At 58.9% G+C, this 20,336-nt stretch carries 34 protein-coding genes and 2 other RNA genes; 33 read left to right on the top strand and 3 right to left on the bottom strand.

Going from position 1 to position 20,336, the window contains the following annotated elements:
• Positions 1-4: 4 nt before the first annotated feature.
• The 32 genes from AB5Y93_RS02800 to AB5Y93_RS02955 all read left to right on the top strand — a co-directional run bounded on the left by AB5Y93_RS02800 (position 5) and on the right by AB5Y93_RS02955 (position 18,593).
• On the top strand, positions 5-610 hold the full coding sequence (locus AB5Y93_RS02800; RefSeq protein WP_182935434.1) for a hypothetical protein: 606 nt from the start codon (positions 5-7) through the stop codon (positions 608-610).
• Positions 594-1,154 (top strand): transcriptional regulator, encoded by a 561-nt coding sequence (locus AB5Y93_RS02805; RefSeq protein WP_182935435.1) that lies wholly within the window; start codon positions 594-596, stop codon positions 1,152-1,154. The genes AB5Y93_RS02800 and AB5Y93_RS02805 overlap by 17 nt, the downstream gene beginning before the upstream one ends.
• Before the next feature lie 57 nt (positions 1,155-1,211).
• Complete coding sequence (locus AB5Y93_RS02810; protein ID WP_010673991.1) at positions 1,212-1,442, top strand: hypothetical protein; 231 nt, start codon at positions 1,212-1,214, stop codon at positions 1,440-1,442.
• 41 nt (positions 1,443-1,483) lie between these two features.
• Positions 1,484-2,104 (top strand): DUF3164 family protein, encoded by a 621-nt coding sequence (locus tag AB5Y93_RS02815; RefSeq protein ID WP_368162838.1) that lies wholly within the window; start codon positions 1,484-1,486, stop codon positions 2,102-2,104.
• Positions 2,105-2,118: 14 nt separating this feature from the next.
• The gene (locus AB5Y93_RS02820; protein ID WP_042074589.1) at positions 2,119-2,316 is read left to right on the top strand and encodes a hypothetical protein; all 198 of its coding nucleotides are present in this window, start codon (positions 2,119-2,121) and stop codon (positions 2,314-2,316) included.
• A 2-nt stretch (positions 2,317-2,318) separates the two neighbouring features.
• Positions 2,319-2,388, top strand: an RNA gene (locus tag AB5Y93_RS02825) — hammerhead ribozyme type II.
• Between the two features lie 5 nt (positions 2,389-2,393).
• Positions 2,394-2,606: a hypothetical protein gene (locus AB5Y93_RS02830; protein ID WP_266141548.1), complete on the top strand. Its 213-nt coding sequence runs from the start codon at positions 2,394-2,396 to the stop codon at positions 2,604-2,606.
• Positions 2,605-2,670, top strand: an RNA gene (locus tag AB5Y93_RS02835) — hammerhead ribozyme type II. The genes AB5Y93_RS02830 and AB5Y93_RS02835 overlap by 2 nt, the downstream gene beginning before the upstream one ends.
• 40 nt (positions 2,671-2,710) lie before the next feature.
• On the top strand, positions 2,711-2,941 hold the full coding sequence (locus AB5Y93_RS02840; RefSeq protein WP_042074588.1) for a hypothetical protein: 231 nt from the start codon (positions 2,711-2,713) through the stop codon (positions 2,939-2,941).
• Positions 2,942-3,090: 149 nt separating this feature from the next.
• Entirely contained in the window at positions 3,091-3,684 is a 594-nt protein-coding gene (locus tag AB5Y93_RS02845) for a gp16 family protein (RefSeq protein ID WP_368228757.1), read from the top strand.
• On the top strand, positions 3,677-4,111 hold the full coding sequence (locus tag AB5Y93_RS02850; RefSeq protein WP_368228758.1) for a Mor transcription activator family protein: 435 nt from the start codon (positions 3,677-3,679) through the stop codon (positions 4,109-4,111). The genes AB5Y93_RS02845 and AB5Y93_RS02850 overlap by 8 nt, the downstream gene beginning before the upstream one ends.
• A 122-nt stretch (positions 4,112-4,233) precedes the next feature.
• Complete coding sequence (locus AB5Y93_RS02855; protein ID WP_368228759.1) at positions 4,234-4,536, top strand: hypothetical protein; 303 nt, start codon at positions 4,234-4,236, stop codon at positions 4,534-4,536.
• Positions 4,537-4,653: 117 nt separating this feature from the next.
• Positions 4,654-5,241, top strand: coding sequence for a glycoside hydrolase family 108 protein (locus tag AB5Y93_RS02860; protein ID WP_368223904.1), 588 nt, complete (start codon positions 4,654-4,656; stop codon positions 5,239-5,241).
• Entirely contained in the window at positions 5,238-5,549 is a 312-nt protein-coding gene (locus AB5Y93_RS02865) for a hypothetical protein (RefSeq protein WP_336593112.1), read from the top strand. Before AB5Y93_RS02860 ends, AB5Y93_RS02865 begins: the two co-directional genes overlap by 4 nt.
• Entirely contained in the window at positions 5,542-5,763 is a 222-nt protein-coding gene (locus tag AB5Y93_RS02870; RefSeq protein ID WP_368228760.1) for a hypothetical protein, read from the top strand. Before AB5Y93_RS02865 ends, AB5Y93_RS02870 begins: the two co-directional genes overlap by 8 nt.
• A 26-nt stretch (positions 5,764-5,789) precedes the next feature.
• Positions 5,790-6,017, top strand: a complete 228-nt coding sequence (locus AB5Y93_RS02875) for a TraR/DksA C4-type zinc finger protein (RefSeq protein WP_042074576.1) — start codon at positions 5,790-5,792, stop codon at positions 6,015-6,017.
• The gene (locus AB5Y93_RS02880; protein ID WP_081332095.1) at positions 5,998-6,300 is read left to right on the top strand and encodes a DUF2730 family protein; all 303 of its coding nucleotides are present in this window, start codon (positions 5,998-6,000) and stop codon (positions 6,298-6,300) included. The genes AB5Y93_RS02875 and AB5Y93_RS02880 overlap by 20 nt, the downstream gene beginning before the upstream one ends.
• A complete protein-coding gene (locus AB5Y93_RS02885) occupies positions 6,297-6,593 on the top strand; it encodes a hypothetical protein (protein WP_010674005.1) in 297 nt (98 codons plus the stop codon). Before AB5Y93_RS02880 ends, AB5Y93_RS02885 begins: the two co-directional genes overlap by 4 nt.
• 12 nt (positions 6,594-6,605) lie before the next feature.
• Positions 6,606-7,181, top strand: a complete 576-nt coding sequence (locus tag AB5Y93_RS02890; RefSeq protein WP_368228761.1) for a DUF3486 family protein — start codon at positions 6,606-6,608, stop codon at positions 7,179-7,181.
• The gene (locus AB5Y93_RS02895; RefSeq protein WP_368228762.1) at positions 7,181-8,725 is read left to right on the top strand and encodes a terminase family protein; all 1,545 of its coding nucleotides are present in this window, start codon (positions 7,181-7,183) and stop codon (positions 8,723-8,725) included. The genes AB5Y93_RS02890 and AB5Y93_RS02895 overlap by 1 nt, the downstream gene beginning before the upstream one ends.
• Positions 8,725-10,296, top strand: a complete 1,572-nt coding sequence (locus tag AB5Y93_RS02900) for a DUF935 domain-containing protein (protein WP_368228763.1) — start codon at positions 8,725-8,727, stop codon at positions 10,294-10,296. Before AB5Y93_RS02895 ends, AB5Y93_RS02900 begins: the two co-directional genes overlap by 1 nt.
• Positions 10,296-11,771, top strand: coding sequence for a phage minor head protein (locus AB5Y93_RS02905; protein ID WP_368228764.1), 1,476 nt, complete (start codon positions 10,296-10,298; stop codon positions 11,769-11,771). The genes AB5Y93_RS02900 and AB5Y93_RS02905 overlap by 1 nt, the downstream gene beginning before the upstream one ends.
• Positions 11,768-11,968 (top strand): hypothetical protein, encoded by a 201-nt coding sequence (locus AB5Y93_RS02910; protein WP_368228765.1) that lies wholly within the window; start codon positions 11,768-11,770, stop codon positions 11,966-11,968. The genes AB5Y93_RS02905 and AB5Y93_RS02910 overlap by 4 nt, the downstream gene beginning before the upstream one ends.
• Entirely contained in the window at positions 11,968-12,414 is a 447-nt protein-coding gene (locus AB5Y93_RS02915) for a phage virion morphogenesis protein (RefSeq protein WP_368228766.1), read from the top strand. Before AB5Y93_RS02910 ends, AB5Y93_RS02915 begins: the two co-directional genes overlap by 1 nt.
• Before the next feature lie 158 nt (positions 12,415-12,572).
• Entirely contained in the window at positions 12,573-13,634 is a 1,062-nt protein-coding gene (locus AB5Y93_RS02920) for a hypothetical protein (RefSeq protein WP_139736683.1), read from the top strand.
• A gap of 31 nt (positions 13,635-13,665) precedes the next feature.
• Complete coding sequence (locus AB5Y93_RS02925) at positions 13,666-14,217, top strand: hypothetical protein (RefSeq protein ID WP_252593397.1); 552 nt, start codon at positions 13,666-13,668, stop codon at positions 14,215-14,217.
• Positions 14,218-14,248: 31 nt separating this feature from the next.
• Positions 14,249-15,448: a phage protease gene (locus AB5Y93_RS02930; protein ID WP_368228767.1), complete on the top strand. Its 1,200-nt coding sequence runs from the start codon at positions 14,249-14,251 to the stop codon at positions 15,446-15,448.
• Positions 15,449-15,502: 54 nt separating this feature from the next.
• Positions 15,503-16,411 (top strand): Mu-like prophage major head subunit gpT family protein, encoded by a 909-nt coding sequence (locus AB5Y93_RS02935; RefSeq protein WP_319892859.1) that lies wholly within the window; start codon positions 15,503-15,505, stop codon positions 16,409-16,411.
• A gap of 212 nt (positions 16,412-16,623) precedes the next feature.
• Entirely contained in the window at positions 16,624-16,998 is a 375-nt protein-coding gene (locus AB5Y93_RS02940) for a Rho termination factor N-terminal domain-containing protein (RefSeq protein WP_368228768.1), read from the top strand.
• A 1-nt stretch (position 16,999) separates the two neighbouring features.
• Positions 17,000-17,413, top strand: a complete 414-nt coding sequence (locus AB5Y93_RS02945; protein WP_368228769.1) for a gp436 family protein — start codon at positions 17,000-17,002, stop codon at positions 17,411-17,413.
• Positions 17,410-17,847, top strand: a complete 438-nt coding sequence (locus tag AB5Y93_RS02950; protein WP_368228770.1) for a hypothetical protein — start codon at positions 17,410-17,412, stop codon at positions 17,845-17,847. The genes AB5Y93_RS02945 and AB5Y93_RS02950 overlap by 4 nt, the downstream gene beginning before the upstream one ends.
• The gene (locus tag AB5Y93_RS02955) at positions 17,844-18,593 is read left to right on the top strand and encodes a hypothetical protein (RefSeq protein WP_368228771.1); all 750 of its coding nucleotides are present in this window, start codon (positions 17,844-17,846) and stop codon (positions 18,591-18,593) included. Before AB5Y93_RS02950 ends, AB5Y93_RS02955 begins: the two co-directional genes overlap by 4 nt.
• Before the next feature lie 96 nt (positions 18,594-18,689).
• Here the strand turns inward: AB5Y93_RS02955 and AB5Y93_RS02960 are convergent, their stop codons facing one another.
• Entirely contained in the window at positions 18,690-19,070 is a 381-nt protein-coding gene (locus AB5Y93_RS02960) for a hypothetical protein (protein ID WP_368228772.1), read from the bottom strand.
• Between the two features lie 72 nt (positions 19,071-19,142).
• Between AB5Y93_RS02960 and AB5Y93_RS02965 the strand changes: the two genes are divergently transcribed.
• The gene (locus AB5Y93_RS02965; protein ID WP_368228773.1) at positions 19,143-19,346 is read left to right on the top strand and encodes a hypothetical protein; all 204 of its coding nucleotides are present in this window, start codon (positions 19,143-19,145) and stop codon (positions 19,344-19,346) included.
• Between the two features lie 66 nt (positions 19,347-19,412).
• On the opposite strand, the gene AB5Y93_RS02970 is transcribed toward AB5Y93_RS02965, so the two are convergent.
• On the bottom strand, positions 19,413-19,853 hold the full coding sequence (locus AB5Y93_RS02970) for a hypothetical protein (protein WP_368228774.1): 441 nt from the start codon (positions 19,851-19,853) through the stop codon (positions 19,413-19,415).
• 33 nt (positions 19,854-19,886) lie between these two features.
• Positions 19,887-20,195, bottom strand: a complete 309-nt coding sequence (locus AB5Y93_RS02975; protein WP_368228775.1) for a hypothetical protein — start codon at positions 20,193-20,195, stop codon at positions 19,887-19,889.
• Positions 20,196-20,336: the final 141 nt, after the last annotated feature.

Here is a 20,336-nt window from a genome sequence, read left to right on the forward strand (position 1 = left end):
ACCAGTGGTTGATATCAACGATAAGTCCAAGACGGAAGAGGCTTGGCTGTGGATGTGCAAACAGGACTCGTTCGATATGAGTGAGTTACTCGCAGCGACAGACGTTAAGCAAGCAAATTTATATGCGCTGATGCGTCGTTGGTTAGCGAGCGGCCACCTCAGTTGTGTTGTTGAAGGGGCATTGCGTCAGAGAGAGGTGTTCGGCTGCAACCGGTATCAAGTTTCGAATGTGAATGAACCACCCAAATTTGGCACCAATCAAGGAAATTGCATCTCTCGGAAAAAGCGGAAAAGCAGGCGCAAGACCAGCCAACAAAAGATGTGGAACACCATGAAAATCAGTCGGGTGTTCACGTTGACGGAATTGGCGATGACCTCGAATTCAACCAGTAACCATGCCGGCGTTTATGCAAAGGCGTTGGCCAAGGCTGGTTACGTAAAAGTTCAGGCCAAAGCCATGCCACATCGTGGAGAGGTCGCCAAGTACCAGTTGCTGAGAGATACAGGTCGCTTTGCCCCCATTGTTCGCAAAAACGGCTGTTGGGATCAAAACCAACAGCGGCTCTATCCGTTCCTGGTTGAGGAGGAGAAACATGGACACGTGGCTTGAGGTTCTGCAAGCCGAAGTCGGGGCCAGTTCGTTGTCCGTGGTGGCTGAAAAACTGGGTCTGTCCCGCACCACGATCAGCCAGGTCTGCAACGAGAAGTACCCAGGAGATCTGGCCCGGGTGCAGAAGCTGGTGGAGGGGAACCTGATGGGACACAAGGTGACCTGCCCCATTTTGGGGGAGATCCCGGTGCATCAATGCCTGGCCCATCAGCGGCGGCGGGCGGACGAGGTTGGGACCAGACCGATGGACATCAAGCTCTGGAAGGCCTGCCACAGTGGCTGCCCCCATAGCCAGCTCAGTGAAGATCAGCAACTGCGTCGGCCGATGCGTCTGGCCGTCGAACAGGTTGGCAGAGGCGTGGAGAAGGGTGCCCGCTATGACGCCGAGGTGACTCTCTCCAGGTTACGCCGCCAAGCGAAAAGCGATGGCGAGAACGCCAGCAGCAGCTTGCGCATCTTGGCTGAGCTGTTGGCCGAGGAGCTCAAGATCCTGGGCATCAAATACAACCGGCTGCTCGACAAGGTTGAGAAGCACGGCCAGTAAACCAGCGGGCTCGGGGTGTGCAGTGGGCCCAGTGATTTACATCACAAGGAGAACGGGATGAACAGAAATCTGCAGAAGACCGCCGAGCAGTTGCGGATCTGGCTGACGGCGAAGGGGTGCAAAGTGAGTACCAGCCGGGTGTGCCACACCCCCTTGCTGGCGGTGACTGGCCCCTTGCCCGAAGCGATGACCAAGCGGGCAGTGTGGGGGCGGGAGTGCCTCGCGGGTGTGGTGCGGGATGTCGCCATCGTGCGTTTCGGTGGCTGCCTGCTGCACTGGCGTCAGTAAGCGACCACCGAACCACAATGGGATAAATCAAGGAGAGCCTTATGCAAGAAGCACAGACCAAAGACACGACCCCGATGCGGCAGAACGCCCAGGGTCACTGGGTACCGGAGAACCTGATCTCCCCTGCTGACAAGCTGCGCGATGAGGTGGTGATGGGCATCATCGCGGCTGCCAAGGAAGAGCGCTCACGCCTGGCTGCTTTCAAGATCGGCGCCATGCAGCAGATCACCGATTTTGTGGACCTCTCGGCCGAGCGATACGGGGTGGCCTGGGGCGGTACCAAGGGCAATGTGACCCTGCTCAGTTTCGACGGTCGTTACAAGCTGATCCGGGCGGTGGGGGAGCACCGCAAATTTGATGAACGGATCCAGGCGGCCAAGGTACTGATCGACCAGTGCATCGCCCGCTGGAGTGATGGCGCCAGCCCCGAGATCCGCGCCTTGGTGGACCACGCTTTTCGGGTTTCCAAGGCCGGTCATATCGACGTCAACCAGGTGCTCTCCCTGCGTCAGCTCAATATCGACGACGCCGACTGGGAGCAGGCCATGCAGGCGATCGCCGACGCCATCCAGGTGACCGGTACCAGCCAATATTTGCGGCTCTACGAGCGTGACGGCCAGGGGCGTTACGTCCAGATGAGCCTGGATCTGGCGAAGTTGTAAGGGAGGAGTGCGCGATGGATATCAACGTAGAACAGGCAGAAGAGCAGCTGCAGCTCTGTGAACAGATCAGCGAGACCGAAGGCACCTGCTATCCCGATGACACCTATGAGGATGGCATCAAGGCCGCTTTGTTATGGGTGCTGGGGCTGGGCCCGGCGCCGCTGAGCGAAGAGGAGTACCAGGATCTGATGCCGCTGCAGTTCGAGCAGTAACGATGCGAAACAGGGCGGCCGCGCCGCCCTGTCTGCCCGGCGTGGTGGCCGGGTACTGATGAGTAGCCGGAGGACGGATGGATAACGTGAAAGCACTTCTGAACACCAGCGTGGCCGATGCGAAAAGCTCCCTGGAGTGCCTGCTGATGAGCAATCCGCAGCAGGCTCTGGACGATGCGCAACTGGCCGTTGATTTCATCAATCAGTACGGTCAGGCCATCAATCAGAAGTCCAGGATGGCCATGCTGGACACCATTGTGAGCAAGGCACGAAAGCGCCTGCTCAAGTAAGCGAAACGGGGGGCGTTCCCCCGTCTGCCTGGCGTGGTGGCCAGGCACTGATGAGCAGCCGACCTGGGCCCAGGTCTTCACCGCCTCGAACAAGGAGCACGGCGATGACCAAAACAGAGATGGATATTCGGCTTACCAAGATATTCAGCGCGGCCGCCATTGCACAGGCGACCCCTGATAAACGGGCTGTGTGCAGACAGCTCAAGCAGTTTGATAGAGAGGCTCGTGCCCAAGGGCTGTTTGCCCTGGCTGGGGAGGCCAGCCAGATGCGCTGGCAACTCGTGGCAGAGCTGCAGCAAGCCAGAGCAGCAGAGGTCAGTCATGGCGGCGTCTAATTGGCAGGCCCTGCTGGCCTATGTGATGAAGTTTGGCCCCTTGAACCAGCAAGGTGCCGAGCAGTGGCTCGATAGTCATTGCCCTGAGTGGCGCAATGGAAACGATGTGCCTGCCGGTCAAATCTGGGTGGCAAAAGTGGGGAGAAGTCATGACAGCAAGCAATGAACGCACCCGCTTGATCCGGCTGGTGCAGGTGGGCCGCCGCTCCCTGGGGCTGGATGACGAAACCTATCGTGAGCTGCTGACCCAGCAGAGTGGCAAACGCTCGGCGGCAGAACTGACGCTCCAGGAGCTGGACAAGGTGCTGCTGGCAATGAAGGGGGCAGGGTTTAAACCGACTGTTAAACGTGGCGTAAAAGGAGGCAAGCAGAAGCGTTTAAGCCCGGTCAGCGGTACCCCGGTTCGGACTGCTGAGATAGGGGTGATTCGGGCCATCTGGATCACCATGGCCAAGCACGGCCTGCTGCGCGATGGCAGCGAAACGGCGCTCGATCACTATGTGGAACGCCAGACAGTACGGCTCAACAAGGGGGTCGGGGTGACCAGGGTGGCCTGGCTCGATGGTGTACTCGCTTACTCGGTGCTGGAGTCCCTCAAGCACTGGCACAAGCGGGAGATGATCAAGGCCCTGTTGGCGGCCAAGAAGCCGGCCCCCATCAATGAGAAAACCGGGCGGGTGGCGGGCTATCAGGCCGTTATAGCGGCCTTCGAGCAGATGCAGGCGGAGGTGCAACATGGATAGCAGCCAAGAGAATCTGGACCTGTTCGCCGATGACCATGAATCCTTGGGTCAGTTGGTGGACCGGCTGGATCAGATCCCGGCGGCCGAGCTGACCGCCAAGTGGCCCAAGGCGCTGGCCGAGCTGGTCGATGTGCTCGCCTGTGAGCTGGGGCGCGGTGGGATGGCGGCGGATAAGGCCTTGGCCCAGGCCCGCAAGCTGGCATTGGTGCAGGCCCACTATATGGGGGGCCGCGCCTACTACATCCCCACCGGTGATCATCTCAAGGCGGCGCTGCGGGACCGAGCCATTTGGGATGAGTTCAATGGCCGCAACATCGACCAACTGGCTCGCAAGCACGGTCTCTCGGTACCGCAGATCTATGCGGTGGTGGCAGAGCAACGGCAACTGTATAGAGACCGGGTACAGCTAAGGCTGTTTAACGGCTAGATCATTATAATTAAAAACGATATTTAATGTGAATATGTCGTTTCAGTAAGAAGGCTGTTCTCGACAGTATCAATAAGCTTAATTAGTCTATGGGCTTTCATTAACAGACAGAGGATAAATTTATGGGTAGTGCAAAGAGATTTATGGAAAAACAGGAAGACCAATTTCGTGTTGCTACTGAGATTGCTATTGAGGCGGGAGTTCTCCAACGTTGTGAGCATTGCGATTCCACCGTTTTTCAAGGTGATGAAGATGTGACCGAGGCGTACAAGCTTGGGAACAGCAAATTCTCACGTGATGAAGTTACTACGGTATTCGCCACTCGTGCTGAGATGACGGATGCAATTAAAAGTGCATGCGAGTCAGGTGATCATGCTGGGGAGTGTTGCTTCCATTGTGACGAAAAAATCTTTGGGGATGATTAGGGTTAAAGCAAATTAAGCTTCTTTTTGACCTATCAGGTCTTAACTAACCCACCATAAACCCGTCCCATTAAGGCCCCTCGGTACGCTGCGATAACGCAGTTAATCGAGGGGCCTTTTATGTTGCCTGATACCTATCCCATAGCGCTTGCCTGGTTGCTCCGTCCCGATGTGGAAGGGGGCGAGGTCAACCACCCGGCCGACCGTGGCGGCCACACCAAGTTCGGCATGGCCGATGCCGCCGACGGCAAGAAAGACGGCATGCTCGATCTCGATCGCGATGGCAGGCCGGACATTGCCGTCGGCGATGCGACCCCTGCCCACGCCCAGTTGTTTTACCGAGCGAACTACTGGTTGCCCGCCCGTTGCGACCGGGTTGATAGCGTCTGCCCGCTGATTGCCATCGCCCTGTTCGACGGAGCCGTGCATCACGGCCCTGGCCGTTCGGTGCGCCAGTTGCAGCAGGCGCTCGGTGTCATGGTCGATGGGGTGCTGGGCTCGCAAACCTTGCGGGTGCTGGCCGCCAAGACGGGGCGGGACGGTGGTCGGGCCCTGCTGCTCACGCTGCTTGAGATCCGCGCCGGCTTCATGCTCGGCATCGTGCGCAAAGACCCGAGCCAGTGGGCCAATGCCCACGGCTGGATCAACCGCCTGCTGCGCCTGCAGAGCTACCTGCTCTCTACCCGGTTCGGGGAGGGGGCGGCATGAGCAAACCCAGCCTCATCAACAAGCGCCGCCAGGCGTTGCAGGGGATCCAGGCCGCTGGCTATTTCGGCATCCCCGAACTCAAGAACCCCCGTTACCTCGCCTGCTTCAAGGATGGGCGCCGCGCCCATCTGAAGGCCTATCTGGCCGAACCCGCCTCCATGGACCTGGAGACGATCCCGCTCTACAGCCATCACGCCACTCGCCAATCCCTGTACGAGCAGGGCTGGCGGTCGGTAGGGGAGCTGGATCGCCTGCGGGCCCGTGCCCGTCTTACCCCAACCCAACCTAAGGAAGCCCATCATGCCTGATTCCCTGTTACCCCAAGCCAAGCCTGCGCTCCAAAGCCGCACCGTCATCGGCGGCGTCATCGCCGTGGGGGCCGGTATCGCCGGCCTGTTCGGCGTGCCGGTCGATGTCGGTACCCAAACCAGCCTGGTCTCCACCGCCGTGGATCTGGCCAGTGCCATCGGCGGCCTGCTGGCCATCTGGGGGCGCCTCAAGGCGACCCACGTCATCAAATAAGCCATCAAGCAGGGCAGGAGACACCCTTGAGCGACCCCATAGACCGCGCCCAGCAGCTCGACGCCGAGCGGACCGGGCGCCTTATTGACGCCCACCGGGCAAGGCCCAAACCCCGTGGCGATGGCATCTGTTGCGATTGTGATGAGCCCATCCCGATTGCGCGGCTGCATGCCGAACCCGATGCGCCGCGCTGCATCGAGTGCCAGACCCTATTCGAGCGCAAGGAGGCAATCCGTGTGGGATTTCATCGTTAAGAACTGGGGGCCCCTGTACGCCCTGGCCAGTCTGGTGGGGTTGATTGTCATCATCCTGCTCTCCAAGACCTATGCCAAACGGGAGGATGTCACCGGCCTGGCCGCCAGGGTGGCCAGGGTCGAGCAGCAACTTTCGGATCTGCCGACCGAGAAGGAGCTGCACACCCTGCAACTGGAGATCAGCGAATTGCGTGGCGAGCTGCGGGCACTGGCGCCGGAGCTGCGCCAGGCTCGCCGCCTGGCCGACCTGCTGCTGGAAAATGAACTCAAGGAGAGACCATGAGCATTCAAGGAATATTGGACGCCCAGCAACGCCTGGTGATCTTGCGATCCTTGCTCGATATCGGTGGGGCCGCCAACGAGTCGATCCTCAATGACTGCCTCGACCAGCTGGGTACCGGCCGGGTGTCCCGGGATCGGGTCAAGACCCTGCTGGCCTGGCTGGATGAGCAGGGGCTGGTGCGCATCGAGAAATTGGCCCAGGTGCAGGTGGCCCACCTCACCGGTCGGGGTCAGGATGTGGCCGAAGGGCGATCCAGCGTGCCTGGCGTCAAGAAGCCCCGTGCCGAAGATTGAGGGAGGATGACCATGGCCGAGAAACCGACCCGGGGCCGGGCCAGCAAGGTGTGGCTGCTGCCCGAAGCTATCCGCAACGCCCTCAACGAGATGTTGCGCGACAAGGCCAACAGCCAGGCCGCCATCCTGGACGAGATCAATGGCCTTATCGAAGGTGCTGGGCTGCCCGATGCTCTCAAGCTCTCCCGCTCTGGGCTCAGCAGGCACGCCAGCCAGGTGGAGCTGGTGGGCCAGCACCTGCGCGACTTGCGGGAGACCACGGCGGCCTTGACGGCCCAGCTCGGCGACAAGCCGATGGGGGAGACCACCAAGCTCATCCTGGAACTCGGCCGCTCCCAGCTGTTCAAGGCGATGCTGGCCCAGGTGCAGAACCCGGAGGAGGCGGTGGATATCGACATGCTGAAAAACGCCATGCTGGCGGCCCAGCGCCTCGAATCCACGGCCATGCAGAGCCATAAACGGGAGAAAGAGATCCGCCAGGCCTTTGCCGAGGAGGTGGCCGCCAAGACCGAGGCCATCGTCACCCAGGCGGGCCTGAGCGGTGAGGCCGCCGCCGCCATTCGCCGCGAAATCCTGGGGATTGCCTGATGACCACGATCGTCCAACAACTTGCCCAGACCCTCGGTACCGAATACAGCCCCGATGAGGTGCTGCTGCCGTACCAGAAGATTTGGATTGCTGACGAGAGCCCGCTCAAAATCGCTGAAAAATCTCGCCGTACCGGGATTACCTGGGCGGAGGCGGCCGACGCCGCCCTGACGGCCTCCAAGACTAAAACGGCCGGGGGTTGTCACCACTTCTATGTGGGCAGCAACAAGGAGATGGCGCGAGAGTTTATCGATGCCGTGGCCATGTGGGCCAAGGCGTACAACAAGGCGGCCGGCGAGATCCAGGAGGAGGTGTTCACCGACGACGAGGACAAGGCGATCCTCACCTTCGTGGTCTATTTCGCCTCGGGCTTCAAGGTGCAGGCCCTCTCCAGCAACCCCTCCAACCTGCGGGGGATGCAGGGGAATGTCACCATCGACGAGGCGGCGTTCCACGACCGGCTGGCCGAGGTACTCAAGGCTGCGATGGCGCTGACCATGTGGGGGGCCAAGGTGCGGCTTATCAGCACCCACAACGGCGTCGATAACCTGTTTAACCAGCTGATAAATGACAGCCGGGCGGGTCGTAAAGACTATTCCATTCACACCATCAGCCTGGACGACGCCTGCCGTCAGGGGCTCTATCGTCGCATCTGCCAGGTCAAGGGCACGCCCTGGACGTCGGAGGCCGAGGAGAGCTGGAAGGCAGGGCTGCTCAAGGCTACCGCCACCGAAGAGGATGCTCTTGAGGAGTATTTCTGCGTGCCCAAACAGAGCAGTGGCGTCTACATCAAGCGCACCCTGATCGAGCGGGCCATGCAGCCGGATATCCCCATCCTGCGTTTCACCGCGCCTGCGGACTTCGAGCTGCAAAGCGAGGAGACCCGCAAGGCGGTGGCGGAGATCTGGTGTGAGGAGAACCTCAAGCCCTGCCTGGAAGCGCTCGATCACTCCTGCCGCCATGTACTGGGGGAGGACTTCGCCCGCAAAGGGGATCTCTCGGTGTTCGTCCCGCTTTCCATCGCGACCAGCCTGCGCAAGACCGTGCCCTTCGTGGTGGAACTGGTCAACGCTCCCTATGAGACCCAGCGCCAGATCCTGTTCTACCTGCTGCAGGGGCTACACCGCTTCACGGCGGCCGCCTTCGATGCCACCGGTAACGGCGGTTATCTGGCAGAAGCTGCTCGGCTGCGCTGGGGCGCCAGCATGATCGAGTGCGTGATGCTCAATGACCCCTGGTACCGGGAGTGGATGCCCAAGCTCAAGGCTGAGTTCGAAGACGACAACCTGGTGATCCCGCGCCATGCAGACGTGCAGGACGACCTCGGCAAAATCCAGGTCATCAACGGTATTCCCAAGATCGACAAGGGCAAGAACACCGGCCAGGGCGGCCAGCAGCGCCACGGCGACTTTGCGGTGGCCCTGGCCATGGCGGTGCGGGCCAGCTGGATGGAGGGGGGCGCCATCGAGTTCACCCCCTTACCTGGTAAACACGGGCGCGACAGCAACGACGACTATCACCGATATGAGAGAGGGGGTTGGTAATGGCCGGACTCATCGACATTCATGGCAACTCGCTGCGCCTGCAGAAGGAGCCGCAAACCGAAAACGACGCCAAGCTGGCCCAACTGCGCCGCCACTACAGCGAACACCCCACGGTGGGGCTCACCCCGGGCAAGGCGGCCGCTGCGCTCAAAGAGGCGGAGGAGGGGAGCCTCATCGCCCAGTGCGAGCTGGCCGAAGACATGGAAGAGAAGGATGCCCATCTGCAGAGCGAGCTTGGCAAGCGGCGCCGCTCCCTGCTCGGGGTGAGCTGGACCATAGAGCCGCCCCGCAATGCCACCCCCGCCGAGCAGCGCGACTGCGAGATGATCCGGGAACTCTTGGAGGACTTCACCTGGTTGGATGATGCCATCTTTGACGCCACCGATGCGGTGCTCAAGGGATTCAGTGCCCAGGAGTTCAGTGGCTGGGAAATGGTGGAGGGACTGCAGCTCCCCAAGGGTATCGTCTGGCGCGATCCCGCCTGGTTCCAGACCCACCCGGATGACTGGAACCAGTTGCGACTGCGGGACGGCAGCAAGGAGGGGGCGGCCCTCAATCCGTTCGGCTGGGTCATGCACAAGGCCAAGTCGAAGTCGGGGTATCTTGCCCGCACCGGCCTTATCCGCACCCTGGTCTGGCCCTTCCTGTTCAAGAACTACAGCGTGCGGGATCTCGCCGAGTTTCTGGAGATCTATGGCCTGCCGGTGCGCCTGGGAAAATACCCGGAAGGGGCGACTGAGAAGGAGAAGGCGACCCTGCTGCAGGCGGTGCTCTCCATCGGCCATAACGCTGGCGGCATCATCCCCCGGGGGATGGAGATCGAGTTCCAGAATGCGGCCAACGGTCAAGCCGATCCCTTCGGGGTGATGATGGACTGGTGTGAGCGCTCCATGAGCAAAGCCATCCTGGGCGGCACCTTGACCAGCCAGGCCGACGGCAAGAGCTCGACCCATGCGCTCGGCAACGTCCACAACGAGGTGCGCCAGGAGGTACGGGATGCAGACCTTCGCCAGCTCGCCGCGACCCTGACCCGGGATCTGGTCTATCCGCTGTTTGCCCTGAACGGCAAGAGCTTCCAGGGGCCGCGCCGCTGCCCGCGCCTGGAATTCGACGTGACCGAGCCGGAGGACATGCGCGATCTGGCCTATCCACTGCGGGCCCTGGTGGGCATGGGGATGCAGATCCCGGCGCAGTGGGTGCGCGACAAGCTGCAGATCCCGGCGCCCAAGGAAGGGGAAGAGGTGCTGGTCATCGTCGATAAGCAGGCAGGGGCCGGGGAGGCGGCTCTCAGGGCACAAGGGTTGGCGGCCTTGGCGGCAAAGAATCCTGTTCAGGGTGATAACAACGACGCCCAACTGGCGAGGCTGCAGGCGGAGGTCGCCCCCTTGCTGGCGGGCATGACCGATGCCGTCCAGGCACTGGTGATGCAGGCCACCACCCTGGAGGAGATCCGGGATGGCTTGCTGGCGCTGGAGCCCAACCTCAGTCATGACGAACTGGGGGCCCTGCTGGCCCAGGCCATCGCCGCCAGCGAACTGCTCGGCATGCTGGAGATGGAGGAGGGCAACTGATGCCCGTTCGTTACGGCAGTCTGCCGTTTGAGGAGGCGATCGCCTTCTTTCGCCAGAAGCTGAATATGCCGAGCGAGCGTTGGGCCGATGTGTGGCGGGATGCCCATAACCGCGCCTTTATGGTGGCGGGGGCGACCAAGACGGACTTGCTGGCGGACCTGCGCGGGGCGGTGGACAAGGCGATAAGCGAAGGGCAATCCCTCGGTTCGTTCCAGAAAGCGTTCAAGGAAATCGTGGCTCTCCACGGTTGGGAGCATACCGGTCCGGCGTCCTGGCGCTCTCGCGTCATCTTCGAGACCAACCTGCGCCAGAGCTATAACGCCGGGCGTGATGACCAGATTGAGCGCATCAAGCACAAGCGCCCCTATGCGCTCTATCGCCACGGCGACTCCGAGCACCCCAGGGAGCTGCACCTCAAGTGGAACAACCTGGTGCTGCCGGTGGACCATCCCTGGTGGGATACTCACAGCCCCAGCAACGGCTATGGCTGCAAGTGCAAGAAGTTCCTGCTCTCCGAGGCGGATCTCAAGCGTCGGGGGTTGACGGTGGGCCAGGCACCGGATGACGGCAATTATGAGTGGGTGGACAAGGCCACCGGGGAGATACACCGGCTCCCTCGTGGCATCGATCCGGGTTTTGATTACCGGCCAAAGACGCCCGCCGCCCTGACCGAGGCGATGGCCAAGCGGGAGGCGGCGAAACCCGCGCTGGCCGAGCGCTTGCCGCAGCGGTTGGTGGAGAGCGCCTTTTCGACGGCCAAGGGGGTAACGGCGCAGGGGGTCAGCGATCTGCTGGCCCAGCTACCCGCACCCCAGCGTGAGCCCTTGGCGGCCTTCCTCAAGGCGCACCCAATCAAGACCCTGTTTATCAAGCAGACCGAGATGGGCAAGGGGGCGGCAGGGCTCAAGGTTGCGCCGGCTATTGCCGAGTACCTGGGCACAGACCCTTACCTGGTGCGGTCCCTCTATTACACGCGCCGGGCCAGCGCGACCAACGGCTTTACGGCCAAAAGCTGGGGCCATCTGGTTATCAAAGTTAAGGCGGGTGATACACTCAAAGCAGTGGACATGCAGGCGGTGCAAGCGGCGGCGGCCGAGGTGGTGACCGATGCCCATGGCAACACCGGGCCCCGTCACTGGTTGCAAAGGGGGACCAGTGGCGAGACATTGCGCCGTCACTGGAGCATCTCCGCCAACGTCGGCGGTAAGCAGGGGGAATCAGCCCAGCGGCTCTCAACCTGGTTGCACGAACTCGGTCACCAGGTTCACTTCTGGGCCGGGGAGCCTGACCTGACGGGAGTGGGGCTGCTGACGGAGTATGCCGGCAAGACCAGGATGGAAGCCGCCGCCGAGGCGTTTGCCGCCTGGATCTTGGCGAGGGATGCCATGGTGGCGCATTTCCCCGAACTGGCCAAACGGGTGGAGGCCATGCTGGCCCAGGCCACGACCGCCAGCCGCAAAGGAGAGAAAGGATGACCCTGTTGGAGCAAGCCAGCGCCCTGCTGGCAGAAGATGGCCCCTTTACCCTGGCACAGGCCAAGGCGCTGGATGCCTTGTGCGAGAAAGCCCGGGGCGAAGAGGCGGATATGTTGGGGGATCTCTGGGCTGCCGCCATGGCTGCGGCCGATGAGGAGGCCCTGCACTTTATGACCACCTTCGAGGATGAGATCTGATGGCGGGCAGCTTTATCGCCATCAGCCACCACGGGGTGGCCGATGCCCATGAGTTGTTGGCCCGGCTCTATCAGCGCACCGGCGATTTGAGTGAGCCTCTGGCGGATATCGGCGAGGGGCTGGCGCTTTCCCACCGGGATCGCTGGGATGCGCAGGAGACCCCGGAAGGGGAGCCCTGGGCCCCCCTCTCGGACAAGTACCGCGCCCGCAAGCCACGCCATGCCGACGAGGTGCTGCGCCTCAACGACGATCTGCGCGACACCCTCAACTATCAGGCAGATCCCCAGACCCTCTACTTCGGCACCCCGCTGGAATACGGCGCCGCTCACCAGTTCGGCCGCCCAGAGATCAACCTGCCCGAGCGCCCCTATCTGGGGTTGTCGGAAGCAGACCAGCAGAGCGTGCTGGAGACGCTAGAGGACTACTTGACGCCAAATCGCATGTGATGCGTTTTAGGAAGATTGGTGCTTTGTTGGCAGTAAAGGGTAGGATTAGTTCGTGACGTGGGTCTAAGAGTGGTTTAAACAGGCTTAAACACCGAGAAATTGTGTGTGTGAAGCGTTAGGATGTGTTTCAGTCGAGACAAGCTGGAACTATTGTATCTATGCAGCACCAAAACTTGAAAGTGAAGCTACATGTCTACTCTATTGAGCGCTGGGGGATCTACGGAACCGAGAAAAATCAAGCAGCTCCTAAGTGCTGTGGAGTAGATGAGACATTAGAGGCTTTGCATCAATGGGCAATTTTGAGTAGTGCTCCGTTAAGCGAGACCAAAACATATGATGGGAACGATCAGATTTTGCCTTCTTATGCTTGGGGGATGAGTAAGGGGGCACACGGTGACTGGCTTGTGTCACTATGGAACGAAGTCGAAAACTACGAAGGTAAGGTTCGATATGCTCCTTCTACCCAGCCTGTAGATGCTGCGCAAGCTACAACCCATAACCCTGGTGCCAATATGATCCCGGGCTTTCCATCACTATTTTGGGTTTTGCCTAAATTAAATATCTTGATTGCTGTTGTTCCCGATACACAAAAGAGCTCTGGGGTGAGGCAGTTTGGTGAGTATGTGAGGGGCTTTATTGGGTTTTTCTCTGAATATGTCGTGAAAGATGAAAAAGACCCAAAGATTAGGGTCGGTTTGACGACTGCCAAGAGGCCTCAAGGAAAGGATGAACGAGCCGTCGACTCAAAACTTCACGTATCTTACTATGCTCATATTAAACGTAAGCCAGGACATTTTGATAAAATATTGGATTCTGTGGCTGATATTAGAAAAATAGTGAAAAAGGTAGATATGAAAACATTGACTGGCAGACCTAAGTTTTGGCGGGGGATTTATTTTTTTGCTAGACACCTAGGTCTTCAGAATGAAAATGTATCATATCTTCCAAGGAAAACATTTAAGGTTGAGATACCAGTTACTCTTGAAAGAGAAGATGTCAAAAGAGCTATCAAGGAATATCTTGATAATGATGGTAGTCCAAGCTTTGATGTAGGGTACATTTTAAAAGGTGATATGCAGCCTATTTATTTGAGCGGTAGCAGACTAATCGAGGAATGTGAAGTCTCATATCAAGTTAGAGCTGATGGAACAGCAGATTTGACAGCCTTAATGTCTGAGCTACATCGACATAGAGATGATGTGAAAAGATGGATTTCATGATTATCTCCTTTGGTAAAGAGAGGGGTTTATAATGCTGGCTCACATCAAAAAGAGAGTGAGTGAAATATTGGATAGACACATAAAGACTATGTTGTTTTATATCAGATGTTTCTTTTTGCTCCTAATCGGATTGCTAGCATATTATACATCTCCACTTATAGATAGATCTTCCATATCTGGACTTTTGGATGCATTGCTGACTGTATCTAGTCTTTTATTTGCGGTGTTCGGTGCTTGGCTGTCTTTACTCGCTAGCAATATGCTATCTGTTGTCAATTCAAATCACTCGAGTCGAGCGGATAGAGATAATGAAGTAGACAAAGCAGAGTTGTTGGTTGCACCAATGACCGCTGCTGCAGTCATGGTTGTAATTGGGATTGTGGCTAAGTTCGGCATCGTATTTACGACAGCAATGACAGTGCCACCATGTATTGCCTTTGGGTTGAAAATGGAGCTTGTTTTTATTATGACCACATCAGCATTTTATCAAGTGTGGTACATCATTGGAGCAGTAAAAGTAGGTATTCAGTTTGTCTTATCTCTGGAGCGATTATCTTGTGATAAATCCTCTGATAATAGATAGTATTAACCCACCATAAACCCCTTCCTTCCTCATGCCGCCGCACAATGGCGGCATGAACATATCCAAGACCCCATACTCAGCGCCCATCGTGGCCATCCTCCATACCCACCCCGCAAGCGGGGAGCGGCTGGCGGTCCTCGATGCGCAGCTCACCCCCCAAGGCGATGGCTGGTATCAGCTGCTGCCGGTCGGCCCCTTCAAAGCCCGTGACGGTCGCCCCTTCGATGTGCCTGGTGGCCACTGGCAGCTCGACAAGACCATCGCCACTACCCTGATCAATCGTGCCAAGGCGCTCGGCCAAGACATCCTCATCGACTACGACCACCAGACCCTCAAGGTGGATCAGAACGGCCAGCCAGCCCCGGCGGCCGGTTGGTACAACGGCGACGAAATTGAGTGGCGCGAGGGCCAGGGCCTCTTTATCAAACCCCGCTGGACCGAGCGGGCCGCCGCCCTGGTCGCTGCCAAAGAGTATCGCTTCCTCTCTGCCGTCTTCCCCTATGACGCTCAGGGCCGCCCCCTGGAGCTGCGCATGACTGCCATCACTAACGACCCCGGGGTGGTGGGTATGCAGGCGCTGGCGTCGCTCAGTGCGCTACCCGCTTCCCAACCCGGCCAGCCGGCCACCCCCGCCCATGCGGTACACAAGGAGACTCCCATGAATGAACTGCTGAAAAAGCTGCTGGCCAAGCTCGGCATCGAGCTGACCGGTGACCCGACCGACGAGCAACTGCAGAAGGCGCTTACCGAGCTCGACAGCCTGCAGGCCAGTGCCAAGAAGACACCGGAGCTGGAGGCCGCGCTCTCGGCCGAGAAAACCGCTCTGGCCGCCCTCAAGGCACAGACGATGTCAGTAGAACAAGGAGGCCAGGTTGACCTGGCGCAATTCGTGCCGGTGGCGACCTACAACGCCCTGGTCACCCAGGTGGCGGCCCTGACCGCCCAGGTGGACACCACCGACGCCGCGACCCTCATCAAGGAGGCCCGCACCGCAGGCAAGGTGGTGGCGGCCGAAGAGGAGTACCTGACCGCCTACGCCGCCCAGAAGGGGGTGGCCGCCCTCAAGGCGCTGCTGGAGCCGCGCCCGGCCATCGCTGCGCTCACGGCGAGCCAGACCGCCGCCGTCACCCTGCCGGAGAAGAAGGGCGAGGCCGTGCTCTCGGCCGAAGACAAGTACGCCGCCGACCAGCTCGGCATCAGCCACGAGGACTTTGCGAAGGCCAAGGCCTGAGCAAGCCCCGTTTCACGCGAAGGCAGTTCCGTTTAACCAGAGAAGGAATAGACCATGGCCATGATTACACCCGCGCTGCTGCAGTCCCTCTTCACCGGCTTCAAGAAGAACTTTGAAGACGCCAAGAGCGAGGCGCCGACCCAGTACACCAAGATCGCCACCGTGATCAAATCGACCACCAAGTCCAACACCTATGGCTGGCTCGGCAAGTTCCCGTCCCTGCGCAAGTGGGTCGGGGATCGGGTGATTGAGTCGATGAAGACCCACGGTTACCAGATCGTCAACGAAGACTTCGAAGCCACCGTGGCCGTCGATCGCAACGATATCGCGGACGATGAGCTGGGCATCTATGCCCCGCTGTTCGCCGAGATGGGGCGCTCGGCCGGGGTACATCCCGACGAGCTCTGTTTCGGTTTGCTGGGCGCCGGTTTCACCACCCCCTGCTACGACGCCCAGTATTTCTTCGACACCGATCACCCGGTCTATCCCAAGGTCGATGGCACCGGCACCCCGGCGCTGGTGGCCAACCTGGTGGTGGATGGCGCCTATACCGGTGAGCCCTGGTTCCTGCTCGATACCAGCCGCGCCCTCAAGCCGATCATCTTCCAGGATCGCAAGTCCCCCGAGCTCATCGCCATGACCAAGATCGACGACGAGGCGGTGTTCACCCGCAAGGAGTTCCGCTACGGGGTGGACTGCCGCGACGCCGCCGGTTTTGGCTTCTGGCAGCTGGCGTTCGCCAACAGGCGGGCGCTGACCCCCGACAACCTGTGGGATGCCTACAGCCGGATGCGGGAGTTCCAGGCGGACGGCGGCCGCAAGCTCGGCATCAAGCCGACCCTGCTGGTGGTGCCAGCCTCCCTGGAAAAGCTGGCGACCCAGATGCTGGAGCGTGAGCTCTCCGAGAGCTCCAGCAACGAGCTCAAGGGCAAGCTGGAGCTGGTGGTGGCTGACTACCTGTAAGTGACACCGAGCTGTTTAACGGTGGGGTTAAGCGAGTGCAGTGCGGGCGTTTAACCCCCGTTTAAACCGGATCCTGGATTGAACGAGACAGAGGGAAACATGAGATGGAACACGAGATGGAACAGGCTATTCGCGTTGGCATCACATCAACGGTTCGTCAGATCTATTTTCGCGCGGGCTTGGCGATTGCACCTGGCAAGTCTGAGCGGGTTGTGTCGCCTGTGCAGTGCGAGGCCCTGGAGGCCGATCCGCGCCTGGTGGTCACCCGCCTGGGTCAAGACGTCGCCCCTGCGACGGCTGATGCACCGCAGACGGACGGGGATCTGGACGCAGCAGTGGGCGGCCTGACTGGCTCGGGCTATCTGGCGGGCGTCGCCACGTTGGATGGCAAGGTCACCCCGTTGGCCGAGATGAAGGTCGATGAGCTGCGCGAACTGGCCGTGGAGATGGCGATCCCGGGCGCCGCCAGCATGAAGAAGGCCGAGCTGGCGGCTGCCATTGCGGCGACCGAGGTGCAATACCCGGTCAAGGACGAGGCTGGCGTCACCACTGAGTCGCCTGCCGACCCCGTGACAGAGGGCGCCTGATATGTACGCCAGTGTCAGCGATATGGTGACCCGCTTTGGCGAGGCGGAGCTGTTGCGCCTCGCCATGACCCCGGCCGGCGAGCTGGATAGCGCGGCCATCACCATCGCCCTGCAGGACGCCAGCGCCCTGATCGACGGCTACCTGGCGGGACGTTACCCGCTGCCGCTTGCCCATGTCCCGAGCGCCCTGGTGCCCATCTGCGCCGACATCGCCCGCCACCGCCTCTATGGCGAGCAGGCGCCGGAGCAGATAGCCAAACGCAATGAGGCGGCCCTGGCCTTCCTCAAATCGGTGGGCAAGGGGGAGCTGGCGCTGGGGCTGGCGGCCGATGGTGAGCAGGTGGAGAGCCAGAATCTGGCCCAGCTGCAGTCTGATGGTCGGGTCTTTGGCCGGGGAAGTGGGGGCTTCCTATGAGTGCCCCCACGCCTGAACTCGACTACCTGGCGGCGGGGGAGCGGTTGCGCGAGCTGCTGCTGCCTTTGAAGACCCGGGGGCTCAAGGAGGTGTTTGTGGCCACCGACCTGGAGGCGGTGGCCAACCTGGGGCAGCACACCCCGGCCATCCATGTGATTTACCAGGGAGAGCGAGAGAGCGAGAGCAGCCAAAGCGGGCGGCAAAGCGCGTTCGATCAGGTTTGGCTGCTGGTATTGGTGCATAGAGCCACCCCCAAGGAGGTCAGCGCCGGGGTGTGGTTGGGGCGCATGTTGCAGGCCGTGGCCGGTCGGGCCTGCGGTGACAGTACCTTTCGGCGTGAAAGCGCACTGGTCAAGCCGAGTTACAAGGGTGGGGTGGTCTATCTGCCCCTTGCCTTCAAGACGACAGTGAAATTCAAGGGAGAACGGTCATGAGCGAAACACTGCACCTGGAAGGGGATCTCTATATCGAGACCTTTACCAACAACGTCTCGAATGGGGTGATTGGCCCGGTGGACGTCAACAGCCTGGAAGTCAAACCGGACAGCGAGAAGATCAGCATCCCGAGCAAGCGCAAGCACAAGCTGGGCCAGGCGCGGGAAAGCTACTTCGTGCCCAAGCCCGCCACGGTCAATATCAAGACCAGCGAGATCCCGCCGGTGCTGCTGGCTGCCGCCTTTATGGGGCTGGAGAGCCCGATCAACCAGGGAGCAGGGACGCTCACTGAACTGCCGGTGACTCTGCCGGCGCACCCCAAGTGGGTAAGCCTGGGCAAGACCAATCTCTCGGCCACCGGCCTGGTGGTGAAGGAGGGGGCCACCGCCTTGGTGCTCGGTACCGATTTTGAGATCAACTATGCCCTGGGGCTGCTGCGGGCCACCAAGGCGGGGGCGGTGGCAGATGGCGGCCCGGTGACCGTCAGCGCCAGCTATAACGCCATCACCGGCACCCGCATCGCCGGCAACGTGCAGCCGGAGGTGAAGGCGAAGCTGACCCTGGATGGGCGCAGCGTCATCAGTGGGGAGGCAATCCTGCTGACGGTGCCCCGCGCCAGCTTGTCCCCCAAGAAGGCGGTAGACTTCCTGAGCGACAAGCCCATCGAAATCGAGCTGGAGGGGGAGCTGTTGGCCCTGGATGGCGAGGACGCACCTTTCTATGTGGATCGGCCGGAGACGGTGTGATTGTTGGGGAATAAGAAACGGCGGGGAGACCCGCCGTTTTCACCAACCCCAACCGTTTGTCTGCATGGAGTCAATTGATGTCTTTAGCTAGATTTTTTAACTCAATTTATAACTCTTTCCTTCAATCAGCCCCCCATATGAGAGTGTGATATCTAACCGTTTAAATAGCGCAAGGAAGTCAGCAATATTCATATCAAGGCAAATTTCTTTGACCTTGATTGGTTCTCCGGAAGATTGAAGCATTTCTGGAATGCTTGTATACCCGTTTAATCCAGTGACTAGGAATGTAACACTCACAGGGTCCCTATGTGTGCCACGGTTTTCCCCCGTCCACATAGAAATACCAACAACAACATGATCATCATTGATATGACCATTATATTTTAGCCATTTTTCCGCGTCAGTCATATCAGCACGATCAGCCGCAGCGCTACCTTTTAGGTGATTGTATTTAACCGATGCTTTGAAAATTTCCATTTGTTATTCTCATCATTAATGGCCCGTGGAGTCAATCATGTACACTGTAGTCGAAAATTTATGCAGCCGGAGGTGAGGGCGAAGCTGACCCTAGATGGGCGCAGTGTGATCGGCGGGGAGTCCATTGTACTGACGGTGTCCCGCGCCAGCCTGGCCCCCAAGAAAGCTGTGGACTTCCTGAGCGCCAATCCCATCGAGATCGAGCTGGAAGGGGAGCTGTTGGCCCAGGATGGCGATAGTGCGCATTTCTATGTGGATCGGCCGGAGACGATGTGATGGTTGGGGAATGAAAACGGCGGGGAGACCCGCCGTTCTGCATGAGTACAGTTCTTTTATAGCCGCTTATTTTATCAATGCTTCGTGAATTAGATGCATGCCAATATGCCAAGCCGACCGGTGATGAGTGATATTGAGGGGCTCATCTTCTGAGGGATCTATTAAGTCAGAATCACCATTTGGTTTAAATGTGAAGCCACCGGTATCCACAGATTTTTCCTCGGGGTATGTTTCTAATGAATAGCAGCGGACTATACCAATAATTCTGTTTGGTTCTTCCTTTCTAATTCCGGTTGAAAACACAAGCCGTAATGAGATACCAACAAAATTGATGTCAACAGTAGCTGTATCAGGAGTACGCTTTACTGACAGTCCTTTCAATTCGGATCTTGGCGATCCAAAAGCATGTTCAAGATTTTCAGCAAACTCAGAATACTTGGCTGTCAGAGTAATGTACTGTCTAGATGTCGTAGTCAGTGCAGTAAGTAGTTCATTTTCAGTCAACATTATTTCGTCCTTAACTTTATATTAATAGTATGACTACTGTTCCCGAGTGCGTGATTCAAGCTGAGTTTTTAGCGATGAGATACTCCCATATGCCCAGACAATGTGCTGGTCGCTTTCATGGCCGTTTGTAGTGTCATAACCGACAGCTGCACAGATGTGTCTGCAAGCTTGAAAAACCTTTTCTAGGGTGTAGCCATCGAAATCCTTTTCGACAGCATCAAACTCTGCTTGGATTGATGATGTAGCAGCATACACAGCAGCTTTTTCAAACTCTGTGTTTGCTTGTGAGGCCAGCTTAGCGAGTTCCTTTAAGCGGCTGGCCAATAACATTGGATCATTCATGTTAAATTCCCTTTTGAGTCTGATTTTAACTGGTTCAGTTTAATCGAACATTATCGTTTGCCTGTGACGCATCTCAGTAATTCACAATAAATCCAACCATTCGACCACCTCTTTACCATAGGGCATATCTGAATCTCTCAG

The sequence above is a fragment of the Aeromonas sp. R10-1 genome (genome assembly GCF_040908465.1).
GTDB lineage: Bacteria > Pseudomonadota > Gammaproteobacteria > Enterobacterales > Aeromonadaceae > Aeromonas > Aeromonas caviae.

Bases quoted from the DNA above. Each gene is read 5' to 3' on its own strand.
- AB5Y93_RS02805 (WP_182935435.1), top strand. From the start codon at position 594: ATGGACACGTGGCTTGAGGTTCTGCAAGCCGAAGTCGGGGCCAGTTCG.
- AB5Y93_RS02810 (WP_010673991.1), top strand. From the start codon at position 1,212: ATGAACAGAAATCTGCAGAAGACCGCCGAGCAGTTGCGGATCTGGCTG.
- AB5Y93_RS02815 (WP_368162838.1), top strand. From the start codon at position 1,484: ATGCAAGAAGCACAGACCAAAGACACGACCCCGATGCGGCAGAACGCC.
- AB5Y93_RS02820 (WP_042074589.1), top strand. From the start codon at position 2,119: ATGGATATCAACGTAGAACAGGCAGAAGAGCAGCTGCAGCTCTGTGAA.
- AB5Y93_RS02830 (WP_266141548.1), top strand. From the start codon at position 2,394: ATGGATAACGTGAAAGCACTTCTGAACACCAGCGTGGCCGATGCGAAA.
- AB5Y93_RS02840 (WP_042074588.1), top strand. From the start codon at position 2,711: ATGACCAAAACAGAGATGGATATTCGGCTTACCAAGATATTCAGCGCG.
- AB5Y93_RS02845 (WP_368228757.1), top strand. From the start codon at position 3,091: ATGACAGCAAGCAATGAACGCACCCGCTTGATCCGGCTGGTGCAGGTG.
- AB5Y93_RS02850 (WP_368228758.1), top strand. From the start codon at position 3,677: ATGGATAGCAGCCAAGAGAATCTGGACCTGTTCGCCGATGACCATGAA.
- AB5Y93_RS02855 (WP_368228759.1), top strand. From the start codon at position 4,234: ATGGGTAGTGCAAAGAGATTTATGGAAAAACAGGAAGACCAATTTCGT.
- AB5Y93_RS02860 (WP_368223904.1), top strand. From the start codon at position 4,654: ATGTTGCCTGATACCTATCCCATAGCGCTTGCCTGGTTGCTCCGTCCC.
- AB5Y93_RS02865 (WP_336593112.1), top strand. From the start codon at position 5,238: ATGAGCAAACCCAGCCTCATCAACAAGCGCCGCCAGGCGTTGCAGGGG.
- AB5Y93_RS02870 (WP_368228760.1), top strand. From the start codon at position 5,542: ATGCCTGATTCCCTGTTACCCCAAGCCAAGCCTGCGCTCCAAAGCCGC.
- AB5Y93_RS02885 (WP_010674005.1), top strand. From the start codon at position 6,297: ATGAGCATTCAAGGAATATTGGACGCCCAGCAACGCCTGGTGATCTTG.
- AB5Y93_RS02890 (WP_368228761.1), top strand. From the start codon at position 6,606: ATGGCCGAGAAACCGACCCGGGGCCGGGCCAGCAAGGTGTGGCTGCTG.
- AB5Y93_RS02895 (WP_368228762.1), top strand. From the start codon at position 7,181: ATGACCACGATCGTCCAACAACTTGCCCAGACCCTCGGTACCGAATAC.
- AB5Y93_RS02900 (WP_368228763.1), top strand. From the start codon at position 8,725: ATGGCCGGACTCATCGACATTCATGGCAACTCGCTGCGCCTGCAGAAG.
- AB5Y93_RS02905 (WP_368228764.1), top strand. From the start codon at position 10,296: ATGCCCGTTCGTTACGGCAGTCTGCCGTTTGAGGAGGCGATCGCCTTC.
- AB5Y93_RS02910 (WP_368228765.1), top strand. From the start codon at position 11,768: ATGACCCTGTTGGAGCAAGCCAGCGCCCTGCTGGCAGAAGATGGCCCC.
- AB5Y93_RS02915 (WP_368228766.1), top strand. From the start codon at position 11,968: ATGGCGGGCAGCTTTATCGCCATCAGCCACCACGGGGTGGCCGATGCC.
- AB5Y93_RS02920 (WP_139736683.1), top strand. From the start codon at position 12,573: ATGCAGCACCAAAACTTGAAAGTGAAGCTACATGTCTACTCTATTGAG.
- AB5Y93_RS02925 (WP_252593397.1), top strand. From the start codon at position 13,666: ATGCTGGCTCACATCAAAAAGAGAGTGAGTGAAATATTGGATAGACAC.
- AB5Y93_RS02930 (WP_368228767.1), top strand. From the start codon at position 14,249: ATGCCGCCGCACAATGGCGGCATGAACATATCCAAGACCCCATACTCA.
- AB5Y93_RS02935 (WP_319892859.1), top strand. From the start codon at position 15,503: ATGGCCATGATTACACCCGCGCTGCTGCAGTCCCTCTTCACCGGCTTC.
- AB5Y93_RS02945 (WP_368228769.1), top strand. From the start codon at position 17,000: ATGTACGCCAGTGTCAGCGATATGGTGACCCGCTTTGGCGAGGCGGAG.
- AB5Y93_RS02950 (WP_368228770.1), top strand. From the start codon at position 17,410: ATGAGTGCCCCCACGCCTGAACTCGACTACCTGGCGGCGGGGGAGCGG.
- AB5Y93_RS02955 (WP_368228771.1), top strand. From the start codon at position 17,844: ATGAGCGAAACACTGCACCTGGAAGGGGATCTCTATATCGAGACCTTT.
- AB5Y93_RS02960 (WP_368228772.1), bottom strand. From the start codon at position 19,070: ATGGAAATTTTCAAAGCATCGGTTAAATACAATCACCTAAAAGGTAGC.
- AB5Y93_RS02970 (WP_368228774.1), bottom strand. From the start codon at position 19,853: ATGTTGACTGAAAATGAACTACTTACTGCACTGACTACGACATCTAGA.
- AB5Y93_RS02975 (WP_368228775.1), bottom strand. From the start codon at position 20,195: ATGAATGATCCAATGTTATTGGCCAGCCGCTTAAAGGAACTCGCTAAG.